This is a genomic window from Serratia sp. JKS296, from assembly GCF_900215445.1.
GTDB classification, from domain to species: domain Bacteria; phylum Pseudomonadota; class Gammaproteobacteria; order Enterobacterales; family Enterobacteriaceae; genus Serratia; species Serratia marcescens.
On record NZ_OCMX01000001.1, the window covers coordinates 253,304 to 274,473 of the forward strand.

Annotated in this window: 12 protein-coding genes; 7 read left to right on the forward strand and 5 right to left on the reverse strand. The window is 61.6% G+C overall.

All coding sequences use genetic code 11. From position 1 onward, the window contains the following. Positions 1-387: 387 nt before the first annotated feature. From asd to glgP, 6 genes are all read left to right on the forward strand, one after another. The gene (gene asd / locus CRO23_RS01195) at positions 388-1,491 is read left to right on the forward strand and encodes an aspartate-semialdehyde dehydrogenase (RefSeq protein WP_016930397.1); all 1,104 of its coding nucleotides are present in this window, start codon (positions 388-390) and stop codon (positions 1,489-1,491) included. 443 nt (positions 1,492-1,934) lie between these two features. Beyond that, entirely contained in the window at positions 1,935-4,121 is a 2,187-nt protein-coding gene (glgB, locus tag CRO23_RS01200) for a 1,4-alpha-glucan branching protein GlgB (protein ID WP_097101253.1), read from the forward strand. Beyond that, positions 4,118-6,100, forward strand: coding sequence for a glycogen debranching protein GlgX (gene glgX / locus CRO23_RS01205; RefSeq protein WP_016930395.1), 1,983 nt, complete (start codon positions 4,118-4,120; stop codon positions 6,098-6,100). The genes glgB and glgX overlap by 4 nt, the downstream gene beginning before the upstream one ends. Positions 6,101-6,115: 15 nt before the next feature. Continuing rightward, the gene (glgC, locus tag CRO23_RS01210) at positions 6,116-7,393 is read left to right on the forward strand and encodes a glucose-1-phosphate adenylyltransferase (protein ID WP_016930394.1); all 1,278 of its coding nucleotides are present in this window, start codon (positions 6,116-6,118) and stop codon (positions 7,391-7,393) included. A 134-nt stretch (positions 7,394-7,527) separates the two neighbouring features. Next, on the forward strand, positions 7,528-8,958 hold the full coding sequence (gene glgA / locus CRO23_RS01215; protein ID WP_004930807.1) for a glycogen synthase GlgA: 1,431 nt from the start codon (positions 7,528-7,530) through the stop codon (positions 8,956-8,958). 141 nt (positions 8,959-9,099) lie between these two features. Next, on the forward strand, positions 9,100-11,547 hold the full coding sequence (gene glgP, locus CRO23_RS01220) for a glycogen phosphorylase (RefSeq protein ID WP_004930804.1): 2,448 nt from the start codon (positions 9,100-9,102) through the stop codon (positions 11,545-11,547). A gap of 59 nt (positions 11,548-11,606) precedes the next feature. Here the strand turns inward: glgP and glpD are convergent, their stop codons facing one another. The 5 genes from glpD to malT all read right to left on the reverse strand — a co-directional run bounded on the left by glpD (position 11,607) and on the right by malT (position 18,303). Then, positions 11,607-13,115 carry a glycerol-3-phosphate dehydrogenase gene (glpD, locus tag CRO23_RS01225; RefSeq protein WP_004930801.1) on the reverse strand — a complete coding sequence of 503 codons (1,509 nt, stop codon included), beginning with the start codon at positions 13,113-13,115 and terminating at the stop codon, positions 11,607-11,609. A gap of 247 nt (positions 13,116-13,362) precedes the next feature. After that, a complete protein-coding gene (locus tag CRO23_RS01230; RefSeq protein WP_004930797.1) occupies positions 13,363-14,121 on the reverse strand; it encodes a DeoR/GlpR family transcriptional regulator in 759 nt (252 codons plus the stop codon). Between the two features lie 50 nt (positions 14,122-14,171). After that, positions 14,172-15,008, reverse strand: a complete 837-nt coding sequence (gene glpG, locus CRO23_RS01235) for a rhomboid family intramembrane serine protease GlpG (RefSeq protein ID WP_097101255.1) — start codon at positions 15,006-15,008, stop codon at positions 14,172-14,174. A 171-nt stretch (positions 15,009-15,179) separates the two neighbouring features. After that, positions 15,180-15,506, reverse strand: a complete 327-nt coding sequence (gene glpE / locus CRO23_RS01240; RefSeq protein WP_004930790.1) for a thiosulfate sulfurtransferase GlpE — start codon at positions 15,504-15,506, stop codon at positions 15,180-15,182. Between the two features lie 82 nt (positions 15,507-15,588). After that, the gene (gene malT, locus CRO23_RS01245; RefSeq protein WP_016930390.1) at positions 15,589-18,303 is read right to left on the reverse strand and encodes an HTH-type transcriptional regulator MalT; all 2,715 of its coding nucleotides are present in this window, start codon (positions 18,301-18,303) and stop codon (positions 15,589-15,591) included. 460 nt (positions 18,304-18,763) lie between these two features. Here malT and malP point away from each other — a divergent pair, with 460 nt between their 5' ends. Next, positions 18,764-21,169 carry a maltodextrin phosphorylase gene (malP, locus tag CRO23_RS01250; RefSeq protein ID WP_097101257.1) on the forward strand — a complete coding sequence of 802 codons (2,406 nt, stop codon included), beginning with the start codon at positions 18,764-18,766 and terminating at the stop codon, positions 21,167-21,169. Position 21,170 lies beyond the last annotated feature (1 nt).

A 21,170-nucleotide genomic window follows, 5' to 3' on the forward strand; every position in this document is an offset into this window, starting at 1 on the left:
CGTGATCGGGAAAACGCCTCGGCCTTTCCGGCCGCGTCCTTGCCTATCCCCTATGGATTTCAAATTGCAGCTAGGCGCCCAGCGATCGCATCCCCAGGAGCTTACTCAAGTAAGTGACCAGGGTATGACAAATCTGCCGGGAGCAGATTTGAACGCTGCTCGCAGCGGCCCCTTGGGGCGTGGCCCACGGATGGGCCACGTAACTACGTGCAGGTAACAACGCTGCAGTTTGAAAGACGACGGGTATATAAGAAGGATTGCTGAGAAATCCTCAGCCATCGAATAAATTCACTTTGCGCCCGCGCCGACATTTTGTAAGGTGAGGAGATATTGCACACAACTCGTTATCACCTACATAAGCCCTTATCCGGGCGGGACACAGATATTATGAAAAACGTTGGTTTCATCGGTTGGCGCGGAATGGTCGGCTCGGTTCTCATGCAACGCATGACGGAAGAGCGCGATTTCGACGCCATTCGCCCGGTCTTTTTCTCCACCTCGCAGCACGGTTCCGCCGCGCCGGCCTTCGGCGGCCAGCAGGGCACGCTGCAGGATGCGTATGACATCGACGCGCTGAGCGCGCTCGATATCATTATTACCTGTCAGGGCGGCGATTATACCAACGAAGTTTATCCTAAGCTGCGCGCCAGCGGTTGGCAGGGTTACTGGATCGACGCGGCCTCGTCGCTGCGCATGCAGGACGACGCCATCATCATCCTGGATCCGGTCAACCACGCGGTGATTCAGCAGGGCCTGGACAAAGGCATCAAAACCTTCGTCGGCGGCAACTGCACCGTCAGCCTGATGCTGATGTCGCTCGGCGGCCTGTTCGCCAACGATCTGGTGGAGTGGGCGTCGGTCGCCACCTACCAGGCGGCCTCCGGCGGCGGCGCGCGCCACATGCGCGAACTGCTGACCCAAATGGGCATGCTGCATGCCGACGTGGCGAAAGAGCTGCAGGATCCGGCTTCCGCCATCCTGGATATCGAGCGCAAGGTGACCGAAGCCACGCGCAGCGGCAAACTGCCGACCGATAACTTCGGCGTCCCGCTGGCCGGCAGCCTGATCCCGTGGATCGACAAGCAGCTCGACAACGGCCAGAGCCGTGAAGAGTGGAAGGGTCAGGCGGAAACCAACAAGATTCTGAATACCGGCAGCGTGATCCCGGTCGACGGTCTGTGCGTGCGCGTCGGCGCGCTGCGCTGCCACAGCCAGGCGTTCACCCTGAAGCTGAAAAAAGACGTGTCGCTGCCGGAAATCGAGCAGATGCTGGCGACGCACAACGACTGGGTGCGCGTGATCCCGAACGACCGCGAACTGACCATGCGCGAACTGACGCCGGCGGCGGTGACCGGCACGCTGAATACGCCGGTCGGCCGTCTGCGCAAGCTGAATATGGGGCCGGAGTATCTATCGGCGTTCACCGTGGGCGACCAGCTGCTGTGGGGCGCGGCTGAGCCGCTGCGCCGCATGCTGCGCATCCTGCTGTAAACCCATACTTCCTGGGGGCTGAGCGCATTCAGCCCCCTAACGCCTTATTTTCCGCTTTTTTGTTCGCCGCGCACCGCGTCGGGCAACGTCATCGCAAGCCTCGTTTCAATGGGCGGGATCCCGCCTATCTCCTCGTCAGTCACTGCATGCAAACGCCGCCAGGCTGGCAGTTTTCTTAATGAAGAATTTTCCTCACCAATGCCGAGCAGTTTTTAACAGACATTGGCTATGCTTAACGCAGGGGTGAACACTTTTTCACCATGACTGAAATATTTCAAAAAATAAGCATAAAGAGCGAAATTCAGGTCGGCAGAGTAAAGATTGGTCAATAACCGACCGCAATCACGCTTTAGAGTCCGAATGCATTGCATGATGACCAAAACGGCCAAGGAATAACCAACAAGCCGTGCTTAGATCATGCTGTTAATCTAAGGAAGAAGACTATGCCTGTACTTCCCGATCGTGACGTGATTGATCAGATCATCTCCGGCCATTACGCCGATCCCTTTGCTCTGCTTGGCATGCATGCGACCGATAACGGTCTGCAAGTGCGCGCGCTGCTGCCGGACGCCGGCGCAGTCTGGCTGGTGGAACAGCAAACCGGCCGGCGACTGGTGCAGCTGAACTGCGACGATCCGCGCGGTTTCTTCAGCGCCGTGGTGCCGCGGCGAAAAAATCCTTTCCGCTATCAGCTGCAGGTCAGCTGGCGCGATCATCAACAGATCGTCGACGATCCCTACCGGTTTGGCCCGCTGCTGCAGGATATCGACAGTTGGCTATTGGCCGAGGGCACGCATTTGCGTCCCTATGAACGGCTGGGCGCCCATCTTGTTACGCTGGATGACATCGACGGCGTCAGTTTTGCGGTCTGGGCGCCCAACGCCCAGCGCGTCTCGGTGGTGGGGGAGTTCAACTTCTGGGACGGCCGCCGCCATCCGATGCGTTTGCGGCGTGAAAACGGCATCTGGGAGCTGTTCCTGCCTGGCGTGCGGGCCGGCCAGCTGTACAAATATGAAATCGTCGATTGCTACGGCAATACCCAGCTGAAAGCCGATCCTTACGCCTTCGAGGCGCAGATGCGCCCGGATACCGCCTCGCTGGTGGCGCCGCTGCCGGAGGTGGTGCCGTCGACGCCGGCGCGCCGCCGCGCCAACGATTTTGACCAGCCGATCGCCATCTACGAGGTGCATCTCGGCTCATGGCGCCGCCACACCGATAACCACTTTTGGCTCAGCTACGGTGAACTGGCGGTGCAGCTGATCGACTATGTGAAGGACATGGGATTCACCCATATCGAGCTGCTGCCGGTCAACGAGCACCCGTTCGACGGCAGCTGGGGCTACCAGCCGCTGGGGCTGTATGCGCCGACCCGGCGCTTCGGCACGCCGGCCGACTTCAGGGCGTTTGTGGCGGCGGCGCATGAGGCGGGCATCAACGTGATCCTCGACTGGGTGCCGGGGCACTTCCCCAGCGACGCCTACGGCCTGGCGAATTTCGATGGCACTGCGCTGTACGAATACGCCGATCCGCGCGAGGGCTACCATCAGGACTGGAATACGCTGATTTACAACTACGGTCGCCACGAGGTGCGCAACTACCTGGCGGGCAACGCGCTGTATTGGCTGGAGCGCTTCGGCATCGACGCGCTGCGGGTCGATGCGGTGGCGTCGATGATCTATCGCGACTACAGCCGTGCCGACGGCGAGTGGGTGCCGAATTACTACGGCGGCAACGAGAATCTGGAGGCCATCGCCTTCCTGCGTTATACCAACCAGACTATCGGCCAGGCGCAGCCGGGCGCGGTGACGCTGGCGGAGGAATCCACCGACTATCCCGGCGTCACCCTGCCGCCGGACGCCAACGGCCTTGGGTTCCACTACAAATGGAACCTCGGCTGGATGCACGACACGCTCAATTACATGAAGTGCGATCCGGTGCACCGTAAGTATCACCACAACCAGATGACCTTCGGCATGCTGTACGCCTATACCGAGAACTTCGTGTTGCCTATCTCGCACGATGAAGTGGTGCACGGCAAAAAATCGGTCCTCGACCGTATGCCGGGCGACGCCTGGCAGAAATTCGCCAACCTGCGCGCCTATTACGGCTTTATGTGGGCGCATCCGGGCAAGAAGCTGCTGTTTATGGGCTGCGAATTCGCGCAAGGGCGCGAGTGGAATTTCGATACCAGCCTTGACTGGCATTTACTGGAAGGGCTGGATAACTGGCATAACGGCGTGCAGCGGCTGGTGCGCGATCTGAACCACTGCTACCGGCAGCAGGCGCCGCTGTACGAGCGCGACTACCGCCCGGACGGCTTCGAATGGCTGGTGGTCGACGATCACGACAACTCGGTGTTCGCCTTCGCGCGCTACGATTCGCAGGGCAATGAGTTGATCGCCATCAGCAACTTTACCCCGGTGCCGCGCTACCGCTACCGCATCGGCCTCTCGCGCGCCGGTGACTACCGCGAGATCCTCAATACCGATTCGCACCACTATCACGGCAGCAATGCCGGCAATCAGGGGCGGGTTTCTTCCGAAGCGGTCGGCAGCCACGGCCGTGACTTCTCCATCTGCGTAACGTTGCCGCCGCTGGCGACCATTTATCTGCTGCGGGAGGCGCCATGACGGAGCTGACAGCCGGCCTCGCCGCGCCGCTGGGCGCGCAGTACGACGGCGAAGGCATCAACTTTACCCTGTACTCGGCGCATGCCGAGCGGGTGGAGTTGTGCCTGTTCGACGGCCAGCAGCGCGAAGTGCGCCTGCCGCTGCCGGCGCGCAGCGGCGATATCTGGCATGGCTACTTACCGGGCGGCAGGCCGGGGCAACGTTACGGTTACCGGGTCTACGGCCCGTTTGACCCGGCGAACGGGCAGCGTTTTAACCCCAACAAACTGGCGCTCGATCCGGCCGCGCGCGCGGTGGAAGGGCCGGTGGCGGACCACCCGCACCTGCACGGCGGTTACGAGCAGCCGGACCCGCACGACAGCGCGGAGCTGATGCCGAAGTGCGTGGTGGTGGACGAACGGTACGACTGGCAGGACGATCGCCCGCCCGCCACGCCCTGGGGGCAGACGGTGATTTACGAAGCGCACGTGCGCGGTCTGACGCTGCTGCACCCGCAGATCCCACCGGCGCTGCGCGGCAGCTTCGCCGCATTGGGGCACCCGGCGATGATCGCCCACTTCAAACGCCTCGGCATCACCGCGCTGGAACTGTTGCCGGTGCAGCAACATACCTCCGAACCGCGCCTGCAGCGGTTGGGGCTGATCAACTATTGGGGCTATAACGTGCTGGCGCCCTATGCGCCGGACAACCGCTACGCCAGCCTGAGCACCGATGCCACGCCGCTGAACGAATTCCGCGATGCGGTCAAGGCGCTGCACCAAGCCGGCATCGAGGTGATCCTTGACGTGGTGTTCAACCACAGCGCCGAGCTGGACAGGGACGGGCCGATGCTGTCGCTGAGCGGCATCGATAACCTGAGCTACTACTGGCTGACGCCCGAAGGGGACTACGTCAACGACACCGGCTGCGGCAACACGCTGCGGTTGGATCAGCCGCAGGGCGTGGCCTGGGTGATGGATTGCCTGCATTTTTGGGTGCGGGAGTGCCACGTCGACGGCTTCCGCTTCGATCTGGGCAGCGTGCTCGGTCGCACGCCGGGGTTCGATCGCGATGCGCCGCTGTTCCAGGCGATGCTGGCGGACGATCTGCTGTCGCGCTGCAAGCTGATCGCCGAACCCTGGGACATTGGCCCCGGCGGCTATCAGGTGGGGGCATTTCCCGGCCGCTTCGCCGAATGGAACGATCATTACCGCGACGACATGCGCCGTTTCTGGCTGCAGAGCGGCGTGTCGCTCGGCCAGTTCGCCCAGCGTTTTGCCGCCTCCAGCGATCTGTACAACCAGCGCGGGCGGGCGCCTTACGCCACCGTCAACATGCTGACCGCCCATGACGGGTTTACCCTGCAGGACGTGGTCAGCTTCAACGAGAAACACAATCAGCCGAACGGCGAGGGCAACCGCGACGGCAGCGATCGCAATTTCAGCAACAACCACGGCGTCGAAGGCCTGGTCGCCGACGACGCCATTGTGCAACGCCGCAGGGCCAGCCAGCGGGCGATGCTCGCCACGCTGTTGCTGTCCCAGGGTACGCCGATGCTGCTGGCCGGCGATGAACAGGGACACAGCCAGCAGGGGAACAACAATGCCTATTGTCAGGACAACGCCACCACCTGGCTCGATTGGGCCACGGCGGACGATGCGCTGACCGATTACGTCGCGGCGCTGATCGCGCTGCGCCGCCAGATCCCCGCACTGCAGCAGGACCGCTGGTGGCAGCAGGACGACGGCAGCGTGCAGTGGCTGAACGCGCAAGGCCAGCCGCTCGACGCGCAGCAGTGGGAGCGGGGCGAGCCGCTCATGCAGATCCTGCTGTCGCAGCGCTGGCTGTTGCTGGTCAACGCCACGCCGCAAACGACGGAGATGAGATTGCCGGAAGGCGATTGGCAGGTTGTCGCTCCCTTCACTCAGGAAGACTCACGGGCGGTATTGCCCGCCTGGCACCAGGCCGCGCGCTCGCTTTGCGTACTGGTACGGAAATAATAAAAGGAGTCCGCTATGGTTAGGTTTGAAAATAAAGACCCCCTGATGTTGGCGCGCCAGTTGCCGATTAAATCCGTAGCGCTGATCCTGGCCGGCGGCCGCGGCTCACGTTTGAAAGATTTGACCTCCACCCGCGCCAAGCCCGCCGTCCACTTTGGCGGCAAATTCCGCATCATCGATTTCGCCTTGTCGAACTGCCTGAACTCCGGCATCCGCCGCATCGGCGTGATCACCCAATACCAGTCGCACACGCTGGTGCAGCACATTCAACGCGGCTGGTCGTTCCTCAACGAGGAAATGAACGAGTTCGTCGATCTGCTGCCGGCCCAGCAGCGCCTCAGCACCGAGCATTGGTACAAGGGCACCGCCGACGCGGTGTACCAGAACCTGGATATCATCCGCCGCTACGAGGCCGAATACGTGGTGATCCTGGCGGGCGATCACATCTACAAGATGGATTATTCACGCATGCTGATCGATCACGTCGAGAAGGGCGCTCAGTGCACCGTGGCCTGCCTGCCGGTGCCGCGCAGCGAAGCCGGCGAATTCGGCGTGATGAAGGTGGATGAAAGCGACCGTATCATCGAGTTTCTGGAAAAGCCCGCCGATCCGCCGGCGATGCCGGGCAACCCGGATATGTCGCTGGCCAGCATGGGCATCTATATTTTTAATGCCGCCTACCTGTTCCAGCTGCTGCAAGAGGATATGTCGACCCCCGGCTCCAGCCACGATTTCGGCAAGGATCTGATCCCGAAAATCACCGCGCAGCAGGCGGCGTGGGCGCATCCGTTTACCTTGTCCTGCGTGACGTCCAATCCCGATCTGCCGCCGTACTGGCGCGATGTGGGCACGTTGGACGCCTATTGGCGCGCCAATCTCGATCTGGCGTCGGTGACGCCGGAGCTGGACATGTACGACCGCGCCTGGCCGATCCGCACCCACATGGAACCGCTGCCGCCGGCCAAGTTTGTGCAGGATCGCTCCGGCAGCCATGGCATGACCATGAACTCGCTGGTGTCCGGCGGTTGCATCGTGTCCGGGTCGGTGGTGGTGCATTCGGTGCTGTTCCCGCGCGTGCGAGTGAACTCGTTCTGCACCATCGACTCTACCGTATTGTTGCCGGACGTGAACGTCGGCCGTTCCTGCCGCCTGCGGCGCTGCATCATCGACCGCGCCTGCCATATTCCGGAGGGCATGGTGATCGGGGAAAACGCCGATGAGGACAGCAAGCGTTTCTATCGCTCGGAAGGCGGCATCGTGCTGGTGACGCGCGAAATGTTGTCAAAATTGTGAGTTAACGTGGGGGCAGAACGATAGCCTGCCGCCCGATGAACGGTTCGATGGCTTGCGCAACGCGGCACACATAACAGCGGCAAGCCTGCTTTATTTCTTATCCAGAGGCCTTCGGCCGACTTTCAGGAGTGATAATGCAGGTCTTACACGTATGTTCTGAAATGTTCCCCCTGCTGAAAACGGGCGGACTCGCAGACGTGGTTGGCGCGCTGCCGGCGGCGCAAATCGCCGAAGGCGCCGATGTTCGGGTGCTATTGCCCGCTTTCCCTGACGTACGCAACGGCATACCCGACACCGTGCTGGTGGCGGAAATCGACTCGTTCGCCGGCCGGGTTGGCCTGCGTTACGGCACCTACCATGGCGTGGGCATCTATCTCATCGATGCGCCCTGGCTGTATGACCGGCCGGGCAGCCCGTACCACGATCAGTCTATGTACGCCTACCCCGACAACCACCGCCGCTTTGCGCTGCTGGGCTGGATGGCCTGCGAGCTGGCCAAGGGGCTGGATCGCTACTGGCGGCCGCAGTTGGTGCATGCCCACGACTGGCACGCCGGTCTTAGCTGCGCCTATCTGGCCGCCAACGGCCACCCGGCGCGTTCGGTGTTCACGGTGCATAACCTGGCCTATCAAGGGCTGTTTTCCGCCCATCACGTGACCGAACTGTGGCTACCGGCGTCGTTTTACAACGTCTATGGCCTGGAGTTCTACGGCCAGATGTCGTTCCTCAAGGCCGGGCTGTTTTATGCCGACCACGTGACCGCCGTCAGCCCGACCTATGCGCGCGAGATCACCCGGCCGGAGTTCGGCTACGGCATGGAGGGGCTGCTACAGGAGCGGCAGCGGCAGGGCAGGCTGAGCGGCATCCTCAACGGGGTGGACGACAAGATTTGGGATCCGGCCCACGACCCGCGGCTGAGCGCCCGCTATGACGCCGACGATCTGAAAAGCAAGGTCAAAAACAAGCTGCATCTGCAAAAGGCCATGGGGCTGAAGGTGGACGAATCGCTGCCGGTGTTCGCGGTGGTGAGCCGATTGACCAGCCAAAAAGGCCTGGATCTGGTGCTGCAGGCGTTGCCTGAACTGCTGGCGCAGGGCGGGCAGCTGGCGCTGCTGGGCGCCGGCGATGCGGTGCTGCAACAGGCGTTTCTGGCCGCCGCCGCCGACTACCCTGAACAGGTCGGCGTGCAGATCGGTTATCACGAATCCTTCTCCCACCGCATCATCGGCGGCGCCGACGTTATTCTGGTGCCGAGCCGCTTCGAGCCCTGCGGTCTGACGCAGCTCTACGGTCTGAAGTACGGCACGCTGCCGCTGGTGCGCCGCACCGGCGGGCTGGCGGACACGGTGGTGGACTGCGCGCTGGAGAACCTGGCCGACGGCACCGCCAGCGGATTCGTGTTCGACGATTGCGACGCCGTCGCGCTGGGCAACGCCATCCGCCGCGCCATGGTGCTGTGGAGCCGGCCGAAACACTGGCGCCACGTTCAGCGCCACGCCATGAGCGTGGACTTCGGCTGGCCGGTGGCGGCGAAAGAGTATTTATCGCTTTATCAACGCTTGTAGCCCGCGTTTCGCGTCTCGGGTTGACGCGCGGCGGGCAGCCGTAAGGGTAGATTGTCGGGGCGCGGCGTGCCGCGTCCATGTTCAGCGGAGCCCGCTATTCCGCGGCGAATGGCGGGGCTCCCCACAAGGGATTAAAAAGCCATGACTTCACCGTTTAGTTACACCTCACCTACGGTCAGTGTGGAAGCGCTGAAACACTCCATCGCCTATAAGCTGATGTTTATCGTCGGCAAGGATCCGGCCATCGCCAACCGGCACGATTGGCTGAACGCCGTGCTGTTCGCGGTGCGCGATCGCATGGTGGAGCGCTGGCTGCGTTCCAACCGCGCCCAGCTGTCTCAAGACGTGCGGCAGGTGTATTACCTGTCGATGGAGTTCCTGATCGGCCGCACCCTGTCAAACGCGCTGCTGTCGATGGGCATCTATCAGGACATCGACAACGCGCTGAACGAGATGGGGCTGAACCTGGCGGAGCTGCTGGAGGAAGAAAACGACCCCGGGCTTGGTAACGGCGGCCTGGGCCGGCTGGCGGCCTGTTTCCTCGACTCGCTGGCGACGCTGGCGCTGCCGGGGCGCGGCTACGGCATTCGCTATGAATACGGCATGTTCAAGCAGAACATCGTCAACGGCCAACAGATGGAGTCGCCGGACTACTGGCTGGAGTACGGCAATCCGTGGGAGTTTCCGCGCCATAACACCCGCTACAAGGTGCGCTTCGGCGGCCGCGTGCAGCAGGAGGGGGCCAAGGCGCGCTGGCTGGAGACCGAAGAGGTCGTGGCCATCGCCTACGATCAGGTGATCCCCGGTTTTGACACCGACGCCACCAATACGCTGCGGTTGTGGGGCGCGCAGGCCAGTAATGAGATCAACCTCGGCAAGTTCAACCAGGGCGATTACTTCGCGGCGGTGGAAGACAAAAACCACTCGGAGAACGTGTCGCGCGTGCTCTATCCGGACGATTCGACCTCCTCCGGGCGCGAGCTGCGGCTGCGGCAGGAGTATTTCCTGGTGTCGGCCACGGTGCAGGATATTCTCAACCGCCATTGGCTGATGCACAAAACCTTCGACAACCTGGCGGACAAGATCGCCATTCACCTCAACGACACCCACCCGGTATTGTCGATCCCCGAGCTGATGCACCGGCTGATCGACGAGCACAAATTCAAGTGGCTCGACGCCTGGGAAGTGGTGGAGCAGGTGTTCTCTTACACCAACCACACGCTGATGAGCGAGGCGCTGGAGACCTGGCCGCTGGACATGATAGGCCGCATCTTGCCGCGCCATCTGCAGCTGATTTTCGAAATCAACGATCACTTCCTCAAGATGGTGCAGGAAGTGGCGCCGGACGACAACGACCTGCTGGCGCGGGTCTCGATCATCGACGAAACCAACGGCCGCCGGGTGCGCATGGCGTGGCTGGCGGTGGTGGCCAGCCACAAGGTCAACGGCGTTTCCGCCCTGCATTCCGAACTGATGGTGCAGTCGCTGTTCGCCGACTTCGCCCGGCTGTTCCCGACTCGTTTCTGCAACAAAACCAACGGGGTGACGCCGCGCCGTTGGCTGGCGCTGGCCAACCCGCCGCTGGCGGCGGTGCTGGACGACTGCATCGGCCAAACCTGGCGCACCGATCTCAGCCAACTGAGCGAGATCAAAGCCAACGTCGATTACCCGAGCTTCCTGCAGGCGGTGCAGCGCGCCAAACGGCAGAACAAGGAGCGGCTAGCGCTGTATATCGCCAAAACGCTCAACGTGGTGGTCAACCCGGATGCGTTGTTCGATGTGCAAATCAAGCGTATCCACGAGTACAAACGGCAACTGCTCAACGTGCTGCACGTCATCACGCTGTATAACCGTTTGCTGGCTGACCCTGACATCGAGCGCGTGCCGCGGGTGGTGATCTTCGCCGGCAAGGCGGCCTCTGCCTACTATGCCGCCAAGCAGATCATCCGTCTGATCAACGACGTGGCCAAAGTGATCAACAACGATCCGCGCGTGCATACCCAACTGAAGGTGGTGTTCATTCCGAACTACGGCGTCAGCCTGGCGCAGATCATTATCCCGGCGGCGGATCTGTCGGAACAGATCTCGCTGGCAGGCACCGAGGCCTCGGGCACCAGCAACATGAAGTTCGCGCTGAACGGCGCGCTGACCATCGGCACGCTGGACGGCGCCAACGTCGAGATGCGCGAGCACGTGGGGGAGGAGAATATCTTTATTTTCGGCAATACCGCCGAGCAGGTTGAGGAACTGCGCCGCAACGGTTACAACCCGCGCCAGTACTATGAGCAAGACCCGGAGCTGCATCAGGCGCTGACGCAGATCGCCACCGGGGTGTTCAGCCCGGAAGAGCCGAAACGCTATGGCAATTTGTTCGACTCGCTGGTCAACCTCGGCGATCACTATCAGCTGTTGGCGGATTACCGCAGCTATGTGGACACGCAGGACAAGGTGGACGAGGTGTATCTCAATCAGGACGAGTGGACGCGGCGCGCGGTGCTGAATATCGCCAATATGGGCTACTTCTCATCCGATCGCACCATTCAGGAATACGCGGATGAAATTTGGCACATTAAGCCGGTGAAGCTGTAAAGCGGGAGAGGAAAAAAGCAAAGGGCCGGATAACCGGCCCTTTGTCGTTACGCTGCAGCTCAGGAAGCCAGAGACAGCGCTTTCGTTTTCGCGTGTTCCGCCAGCCAGGCTTTCACTCGCGCCTGCTGCGCCTCGTCCAGCCACATGCCCAGCTTGGTGCGGCGCCAGATGGCGTCGTCCAGCTCTACGACCCACTCTTTCTCGGTCAGGTAACGCAGCTCGGCTTCATACAGACCGTGGCCGAAATCTTCGCCCAGATCGGCGAGGCCGTTGGCGCCGGCCAAGATCAGCTCGCTCTGGCTGCCGTAGGTGCGGGCATAGCGGCGCGCCAGGGCTTCCGGCAGCCAGCCGTGCGCACGGCGCAGTTTGGCCGCGTAGCCATCGCGATCGCCGTCGATGTCACCGCCCGGCAGCGTGGCGTTTTTGGTCCACGCCGGGCCGCAGCCTGGGTAGTAGTGGGCCAGTTTTTCCATCGCATGTTCGGCCAGCTTGCGGTAGGTGGTCAGCTTGCCGCCGAAGACCGACAGCAGCGGCGCTTTGCCCTGCTCATCGTGCACGTCCAGCGTGTAATCGCGGGTGATCGCCTGCGGTGAATCGGATTCGTCGTCGCACAGCGGACGCACGCCGGAGTAAGTCCAGACGATGTCGTCGCGGCCCAGCTGCTTCTTGAAGTGATCGTTGTACACTTTCAGCAGATAAGCGATTTCGTTCTCGTCGATCTTCACGTCTTTCGGATCGCCTTTGTACTCCACGTCGGTGGTGCCGATGATGGAGAACTCGTCATTCCACGGGATCACGAACACGATGCGGTGGTCTTCGTTCTGCAGAATGTAAGACTGCGGCTGATCGTGCACGCGCGGCACCACGATGTGGCTGCCTTTGATCAGGCGGATGCCGTAAGGCGATTTGAGCTTCAGGCCGTCGTCGAAGAAGTTTTTCACCCACGGGCCGGTGGCGTTCACCAGGCCTTTGGCGCGCCAGGTGAAGGTTTTGCCGCTGTCGATATCGACCGCTTCCACCATCCACAGGCCGTTTTCACGCCATGCGCGGGTCACTTTGGTGCGGGTGCGCACTTCGCCGCCGCGTTTTTCCACTTCCTGCGCGTTCAGCACCACCAGGCGAGCATCGTCGACCCAGCAGTCGGAATATTCGAAACCGCGCTTCAATTCGGGCTTCAGCACCGACTCTGGTCCAAAGCGCAAACCCTTGCTGCCCGGCAGGCTGGTGCGTTTGCCCAGGTGATCGTACAGGAACAGGCCGATACGGATCATCCAGGCCGGACGCAGGTGCGGCTGGTGCGGCAGGCGGAAACGCATCGGGAACGCGATGTGCGGCGCCAGCTTCAGCAGCACTTCACGTTCGGCCAGCGCTTCGCTCACCAGACGGAATTCGTAGTGTTCCAGGTAGCGCAGGCCACCGTGGATCAGTTTGGAACTGGCGGAAGACGTAGCACAGGCCAAGTCTTGCGCTTCCAGTAGCAGTACCGACAGCCCGCGCCCGGCAGCATCCGCCGCGATGCCGGCACCGTTGATGCCGCCACCGATAACGATCAAGTCTTTGGTTTCCACGTCATCTTCCTCCAGATGTTCGAAATAGCTCTTTCGTGTTCGTTTTCGCTCATGATTGTAATCAAAAACCAACAGGCAAGCCAAGAGTTAACCAAACAAAAACATTTAGGCGTGATAGAGGTAACAGTTTGGTGATGATAGTCACACAAGCAGTATGGATATGGCGCGGGCGCGCAAACGGCTGTCGATGAGGGGAGCCTGAAGGTATGAAACGGGACGGCGGCGCGCCCCGCAGGTTAAGGCCGAATCAGCACAACTCCAGCTGCACGTCGTACTGTTCGATGATTTTCATCACGCTCGGCGGCGGCAGTTGGTCGGTAAACAGGTAGTCGATCAGGTTCATGTTGCCCAGGTTGACCATGGCGTTGCGGCCGAATTTGGAATGGTCGGTGACCAGCATCACGCAGCGGGAATTTTCGATAATCGCGCGTTTGGTGCGCACTTCGTGATAGTCGAATTCGAGCAGCGAGCCGTCCATATCGATGCCGCTGATGCCGAGAATGCCGTAATCGAGACGGAATTGGGAGATGAAGTCCAGGGTGGCTTCGCCCATGATGCCGCCGTCGCGTGTGCGCACTTCGCCGCCGGCCAGGATCAGGCGGAAGTCTTCCTTGGCGGTCAACAGGGTGGCGACGTTAAGGTTGTTGGTGACCACGCGCAGGTTCTTGTGGTTCATCAGCGCATGGGCCACCGCTTCCGGCGTGGTGCCGATATCGATGAACAGCGTGGCGCCGTCCGGGATCTGGCTGGCGACGCGCTGCGCGATGCGGGCCTTCTCTTCCGACCACATCACCTTGCGATCGTTATAGGCAGCGTTGACCGAGCTGGAAGGCAGCGCCGCGCCGCCGTGGTGACGCTGGATCTTGTTCTGGTCGGCCAGGTCATTCAAATCGCGGCGAATCGTTTGCGGGCTGACGTCAAAATGTTCGACCAGCTCTTCCGTGCTGACGTAACCCTGCAGGCGCACCAGCTCGATAATTGCGTCATGACGCTGTGTTTGCTTCACGATAATCCCCTAAAACGCCCGCTATGCCCGCTGGACATAGCTCTCGGCTGTTATTGTTCGTTGTGTGCGCGATGACGCGTATCCCAAAATGCCATCAATAACCCTAACACTAAACCGGCTATGTGTGCCGCGTTGGCGATCGACATTCCTAAAATATCGAAATATCCGGCCACCAGCCACAACACCGAGAACACCATCAGGCCGCGCGGCAGCATCAGGCCGCGCTCCGGCGCCCGTTCGCCCGACAGCCACACATAGCCCATCAGCGCATAGACCACGCCCGACAGCCCGCCAAACAGCGCGCCGCTGAACAGCGATTGCGCCCAGCCGCTGAAGAAGGCCGACACCACCGCCAGCACGAACAGCTTGCCGGCGCCGAGGCGTTTTTCCATCTGGCCGCCGAGATACCACCACCACATCAGGTTAAACAGGATATGCAGCAGGGAGAAATGCAGGAACGCATGGCTGATCCAGCGCCACAGCTGGGTGTATTGGCTGCTGTCCTGCGGCCAGGAGAGCCAATACATCACGGTATCGTCGCCGAGCGCCTGCATCAGAATATAGACTGCGATGCACAGCACCATCACGCCGAGCGTCAGCGGACCGGCCTTGCTGCGCAGGGTATGCAGGTAGGATTCGCTCTGATAATGCAGGCCGGCGTCGGTATGGCCGGTCTGCCAGCTGGCGGCCTGATAACGGCGGTTGAGCGGATCGGCCAGAAACTGCTGCAGCTCGTGTTGCACCTGCTCGAGGTGACCGTCGTCGGCCAGCCAGATTTCCGCCGCCTCGCCGCTGTTGCGCAGCTCAAGCCGGATGCCCTGGGTCGCCATATAGTCGACAAAGGCCAGCGCCAGGCGCGGGTTGGATATGGCGATTACTCTAACCATTGCTCTTCCGTCGTAAGTGAATGATTTTGGCCGCGGCTTGCTCGCCGGCGACCCTGACGGCCGATTATAACGTCGAAATCCTGAGCGCTGGCAAACGGATCTGCGAAAAACCCGCGAAAACGCGCATAAAAACGAAGGGGAAGCCCGCCGACGCGCAGCGGGCGGCGGGGATCAGGCAGAGGTTTCCACGTCTTGCGGATACTGGCGGGCCCAGGCCTCGAAACCGCCGTCGATGCTGTAGACCGCGTCGAACCCCTGGTGCAGCAGGTACTGCGCCGCGCTGCGGCTGCTGTTGCCGTGGTAGCACATCACCATCACCGGCCGCTCGAAGTCGTTTTGCTGCATAAAGGCCGACAGGGTGGCGTTGGTGAGGTGAAAGGCGCCCGGCGTATGCCCGGCTTCAAAACTTTGCGGATCGCGGATGTCGACCAGGGCGGCGCTGCCCTCTTTCCAGCGGGTGTACGCCTGCTCAACGTTGATCGCTTCGAACTGTTCCATACTGCTGACTGCCTCGTAATAGGGGGACGCCGCTATTGTAACCAACTCTGCGGCGTTTAAGACCAGAGGGACATCAGGGTTTTTACGCGCCGTACCCCATCATCTTCAGCAGTTGCTGCGCCTGCTGCACCGCCTCCTGGCGATGGGCCACGCCCAGTTTCTGATACAGGTTGCGGATGTGCGTCTTGATGGTGGTGGCCGCCACGTCCAGCTCGCCGGCGATCTGGTCGTTGCTGTAACCGGAATAGATCAGCCCCAGCACCTGCCATTCGCGTTGGGTGAGCGGGCTGGTGCGGATCAGTTCCGGCACCTGCGGGTGGGTCAGCAGCTTATCGACGAAGTTCTCGTCGAAATGCGCGAACTTGTGCCGATGATGCTGGTTGATGTCGCGCAGGATACGCTGGGCGCGATGCTGCTCCAGCTCCGGCAGCGTGTTGAGCTGGATCAGCTGACGCAGCTGTTGCGCCATCGCTTCGCCTTCGATGACGAAGTGGCTGATAAAGCCGGTGCGGTTAGCCAGCGACAGCGCTTCGATCAGCGCCTGCTGCGCTTCGCCCTTGCGCTCCAGCAGCCAGTAGAGCTGGTTGCTGAGCAGCAGGTTGCGGTTGAGATCGCTCACCAGCCGCAGGCGACGAGCGTTTTCGTTCAGTTCATCCAGCACCACGCCGGCCTCTTCATACTGGCCGAGCAGGATTTGCACCCGCGCGATGTTGCGCCATTGGCCCTGCGTGAAGTGGTTGTCCGCCATGCCGGGTTTTTCGGTGTGGCGCAGCCACTGGGCGGCGGCGGCGGTGTCGCCGGTCATCTGCCAGTGGATCACCCGCGACTTGTCGGTGTTGGTCAGCCAGTCGCGATGATAGTGGGCGCCGTGCAGCAGGGTTTCGCAGCGCTGCAGATGGGTATTGGCGTTGTCCAGATCGCCGCGCGCCAGCGAGCATTTGGCCAACATGGCGATGCACTGCAGCTGCTGCTGCGGTTGGTAGTTGGCCAGAATTTTCAGCCCGGCGCGCGCCGCGTCTTCCGCTTCGTCCAACCGTGACCATGACCACAGGATCTGGGCGCGGATGCGCAGCAGAAATTCGTGCATCGGCAGCTGTTCCAAGTGCTGCTCGCGGATCAGTTCGAACGCCTTATCCTGGGTTTCGTAAGCGGCCTGCAGGAAGCCTTGGGCGATAAGGATTTCGCTCTGCTGCAGCAGCGCCCAGAGCGCGTAATGGTTGGCCTGATGACGACGCGCCATCTGCTCGGTCTGCTGCATCATCGGCAGCGCGCGCGCCAGTTCGCCCTTGCAGTGATGCACTTCGCCGGTCACCGAGGTGGCGACGATGCGGCTGTAATAGCTGGACAGCGGCAGGAATTTCAACGCTTCGGTCGCCAGCCGTTCGGCTTCTTCCGGTTTGCCGGCGTTGATCGCCACCTGGGCGCGCAGGGCGTCGAACTCGGCGTGCAGCGTTTGGTCTATCTCAATTTTCTGTTCGCGCATGGTGCGCTCGGCGCGCTCCAGCAGGGTGTTGACCTCGCCGTAGCGGTGCTGGCTCTGCGCCAGCCAGGCCTGCAGCAGCGCCAGTTTGGGGTTCTGGATCAGGCGCTCATAGGGCAGCGCGTTGAGGCACTCCTCCAGCAAGGCCAGTTCGCTGTGGTGGAACAGCGACCAGGCGTGTTGCAGCAGGATATCGCGCAGCATGCTGACGTCGCTGGCCGCCAACGCGTGGTGAATGGCCTCCGCCGGATACCCCAGCGCCAGCCAGCCCTCGGCGGCGGCGCGATGCAGCCCCGGCAGCTCCAGCGCCAGTTCCCACTGGCAACGCTGGCGCAGGAAAGAGGCGAACAGCGGATGGAAGTTGAACCATTCGCCGGTGTCGTCCATGCGGTGGATAAACAGCCCCTGGCGTTCCAGTTCCTCCAGCCGTTGCTGGCCGTTGTCTTCGCCGGTCAGCCGCACGATCAGCGCGTCGTTCATCGAGCGCAGCACCGAACAGCGCAGCAGGAAAGCGCGCGCATCGGCATCGACGTGGTCCAGCACTTCGTCCACCAGATAGTCGGACAGGTGACTGGCGTTCAGCCCCGCCAGCCGTTTGGCCGACAGCTGAGCCGAGGAGGCGGATTGGCGGGCCGACAGCGCGATCAGCTGCAGCGCGGTGGCCCAGCCTTCGACTTCGTCGCACAGGCGGCTGCTGTCCTGCTGTTCCATTGGCGCCGCCAGACGGCAATCGAAGAACTGTTTGGCCTCCTGGTGGGTGAACGCCAGCTGCTGCGTGCCCATTTCCAACAGCTGATCGCGCACCCGCAGGTTGGCGATGCCGAGCGGCGGCAAGGTGCGCGAGAGCAGGATCAGCGTCAGGTTTTCCGGCTGATGGCGCAGGAAAAAGCGCATGGCTTCGTGAATGGCGTCGTTGGTGATCAGGTGATAGTCGTCGATCACCAGGTACAGCGGTTGATGCCAGTCGGCCAGCTCGATAAACAGTTGGGCGAACAGCGCCGACAGGCTGGCGTACTGGTGTTTCTGGCTCAGCGCCTCGCTCTTGACGCAGCGGCCGCCGCTGGCCTGCTGCAGCGCGGCGATCAGGTAGCTGGCGAAGCGCTCCGGCTGGTTGTCGCTCTCATCCAGGGAATACCAGCCCAGATCGGCCTTGCCGGCTGCCCATTGGGCGATCAGCGTGGTTTTCCCGTATCCCGCCGGGCAATTGACCAGTGTCAGGCGATAGTTGCCCGCGCTGGCCAGTTTGGCCAGCAGGCGATCGCGGATCACGGTATTTTGCAGCCGTACCGGGCGGCTCAGTTTTGATGGGATCAGCATAGTATTCCAGGGTATAAATCGCGGTTCCCGCCGGGATTGGAGTGGCGCTAATTATTTTATGGTTCGTAATTAATAGCTCCCCCTAACTTCTGCCAACCCTAAACGTATTGCAACAAGCTTCCGCATCGGCTTGGAGTTAAGTTGCTATCGATCACACTTTTTTACGTTTGGCGCCGGCGCGCGACGATACGGTTGCGGATCGCATTTCCGGCCATGGACAAAACTTCAGCAGTGCGAATACTTGTGCTAACGTCATGGTTAACGTTCTCAGTGCTCGCCGCACGCGTTGGCGGGCTTTTTTGCATCGTTGCAAGGGAGTCAAACAGTGCCTGAGATCACAATTCCAGCTACGCCCCAATCCTCCTCCCCAGCTAATCCCCAGGCGGGATGATGCCGTCAGGCTTTCTCACCGGCACGATAGCGGCAATTTGACCCACTTACTGGATAGAGAGTTTTCCTTATGTCACAGCCTACGCTCAAGAAGGATGCTTTTCTGGCGGCGCTCGCCCGTCAGTGGCAACGGTTCGGCCTCAGTTCCGCACAGCAGATGACGCAACATCAATGGTGGGAAGCCGTCAGTGCGGCGCTGGCCGAGCAGTTGGCCGCGCAGCCGGCACCGCGCAAAAGCGCCAAACCGCTGCGCCACGTGAACTACATCTCGATGGAGTTTCTGATCGGCCGGCTGACGGCGAACAACCTGATCAACCTGGGCTGGTACGACACCGTCGAGCAGGCGCTGGCCGAGCAGAACGTCAAGTTGGCGGATCTGCTGGAGCAGGAAACCGATCCGGCGCTGGGCAACGGCGGGTTGGGGCGGCTGGCGGCCTGTTTCCTCGACTCGATGGCGACGGTGGAACAACCGGCCACCGGCTATGGGCTGAACTACCAGTACGGGCTGTTCCGCCAGTCGTTCCGCGAAGGGCAACAGCAAGAGGCGCCGGATAACTGGCAGCGCGAGAGCTACCCGTGGTTCCGCCACAACGCCGCGCTGGCGGTGGACGTGGGCATCGGCGGCAAGCTGGAAAAGCAGGCCGACGGCCGCGAACTGTGGCGCCCCGCCTTCACCCTGCGCGGCGAAGCCTGGGATCTGCCGGTGCTGGGGTATCGCAACGGCGTGGCGCAGCCGCTGCGCCTGTGGCAGGCGACCCATCAGCATCCGTTCAACCTGAGCGATTTCAACGACGGCAAATTCCTGCAGGCGGAGAAGCAGGGCGTAGAAGCCGACAAGCTGACCAAGGTGCTCTACCCGAACGACAACCATCAGGCCGGCAAGCGCCTGCGCCTGATGCAGCAGTATTTCCAGTGCGCCTGCTCGGTGGCGGACATTTTGCGCAAGCACCATCAGGCCGGCCGCAAGATTGAAGAGCTGCCGAAGTACGAAGTGATCCAACTGAACGACACCCACCCGACCATCGCCATTCCGGAAATGCTGCGCATTCTGCTGGACGAACACCAGCTGGAGTGGGAGGCGGCCTGGGCGATCACCAGCAACACCTTCGCCTATACCAACCACACCCTGATGCCGGAAGCGCTGGAATGCTGGGATGAAAAATTGGTGCGCAGCCTGCTGCCGCGCCATTTCTCCATCATCAAAAAAATCAACGCCAGGTTTAAAAAATTGGTGGATAAGCATTGGCCGGGCGACGAGGCGGTGTGGGCCAAACTGGCGGTGCACCACAACAAGCAGGTGCGCATGGCCAACCTGTGCGTGGTCAGCGGCTTTGCGGTCAACGGCGTAGCGCAGCTGCACTCGGATCTGGTGGTGAAAGATCTGTTCCCGGAATATCACCAGCTGTGGCCGAACAAATTCCATAACGTCACTAACGGCATCACGCCGCGCCGCTGGCTGAAACAGTGCAACCCGGCGCTGTCGGGCCTGATCGACGAGACGCTGAAGGTGGAGTGGGCGAGCGATCTCGACGCGCTGCGCGGGCTGGAAAAATTCGCCGACGACGCGGCGTTCCGCCAGCGTTATCAGCAGATCAAACGCGACAACAAGGTGGCGCTGGCCCATTACGTGCACGGCGTGATGGGGTTGACGCTTGACCCGGACGCGATCTTCGACGTGCAGATCAAACGCCTGCATGAATACAAACGTCAGCACCTGAACCTGCTGCACATCCTGTCGCTGTATCGCCAGCTGCGCGACAACCCCAACCTGGACATCGTGCCGCGCGTCTTCCTGTTCGGCGCCAAGGCGGCGCCGGGCTACTACCTGGCGAAGAACATCATCTACGCCATCAATCAGGCGGCCGAGAAGATCAACAACGATCCGTTGGTGAAAGATCGCCTGAAAGTGGCGTTCATCCCTGACTACCGTGTCTCGGTGGCCGAACTGATGATCCCGGCGGCGGATATCTCCGAACAGATCTCCACCGCCGGCAAAGAGGCCTCCGGCACCGGCAACATGAAGCTGGCGTTGAACGGCGCGCTGACGGTCGGCACGCTGGACGGCGCCAACGTCGAAATCGCCGAGCAGGTGGGCGAAGACAATATCTTTATCTTCGGCAATACCGTGGAGCAGGTGAAGGCGATAGTGGCGAAGGGTTACGATCCGCTCAGCTACCGCAAGAAAGACAAGCACCTGAAGGCGATTCTGGACGAGCTGGCGAGCGGCGCCTTCAGCCACGGCGATAAGCACGCGTTCGACATGATGCTGCACAGCCTGCTGGAAGGCGGCGATCCCTACCTGGTGCTGGCGGACTTTGCCTCGTACTGCCAGGCGCAGCGCCGGGTCGATGAACTGTATCGCGATCGGGACGAGTGGACGCGGCGGGCTATCCTTAACACCGCGCGCGTCGGCATGTTCAGCTCGGATCGCTCGATCCGCGATTATCAGCAGCGCATCTGGCAAGCCAAACGTTAAG

Bases quoted from the DNA above. Each gene is read 5' to 3' on its own strand.
- asd (WP_016930397.1), top strand. From the start codon at position 388: ATGAAAAACGTTGGTTTCATCGGTTGGCGCGGAATGGTCGGCTCGGTT.
- glgB (WP_097101253.1), top strand. From the start codon at position 1,935: ATGCCTGTACTTCCCGATCGTGACGTGATTGATCAGATCATCTCCGGC.
- glgX (WP_016930395.1), top strand. From the start codon at position 4,118: ATGACGGAGCTGACAGCCGGCCTCGCCGCGCCGCTGGGCGCGCAGTAC.
- glgC (WP_016930394.1), top strand. From the start codon at position 6,116: ATGGTTAGGTTTGAAAATAAAGACCCCCTGATGTTGGCGCGCCAGTTG.
- glgA (WP_004930807.1), top strand. From the start codon at position 7,528: ATGCAGGTCTTACACGTATGTTCTGAAATGTTCCCCCTGCTGAAAACG.
- glgP (WP_004930804.1), top strand. From the start codon at position 9,100: ATGACTTCACCGTTTAGTTACACCTCACCTACGGTCAGTGTGGAAGCG.
- glpG (WP_097101255.1), bottom strand. From the start codon at position 15,008: ATGGTTAGAGTAATCGCCATATCCAACCCGCGCCTGGCGCTGGCCTTT.
- glpE (WP_004930790.1), bottom strand. From the start codon at position 15,506: ATGGAACAGTTCGAAGCGATCAACGTTGAGCAGGCGTACACCCGCTGG.
- malT (WP_016930390.1), bottom strand. From the start codon at position 18,303: ATGCTGATCCCATCAAAACTGAGCCGCCCGGTACGGCTGCAAAATACC.
- malP (WP_097101257.1), top strand. From the start codon at position 18,764: ATGTCACAGCCTACGCTCAAGAAGGATGCTTTTCTGGCGGCGCTCGCC.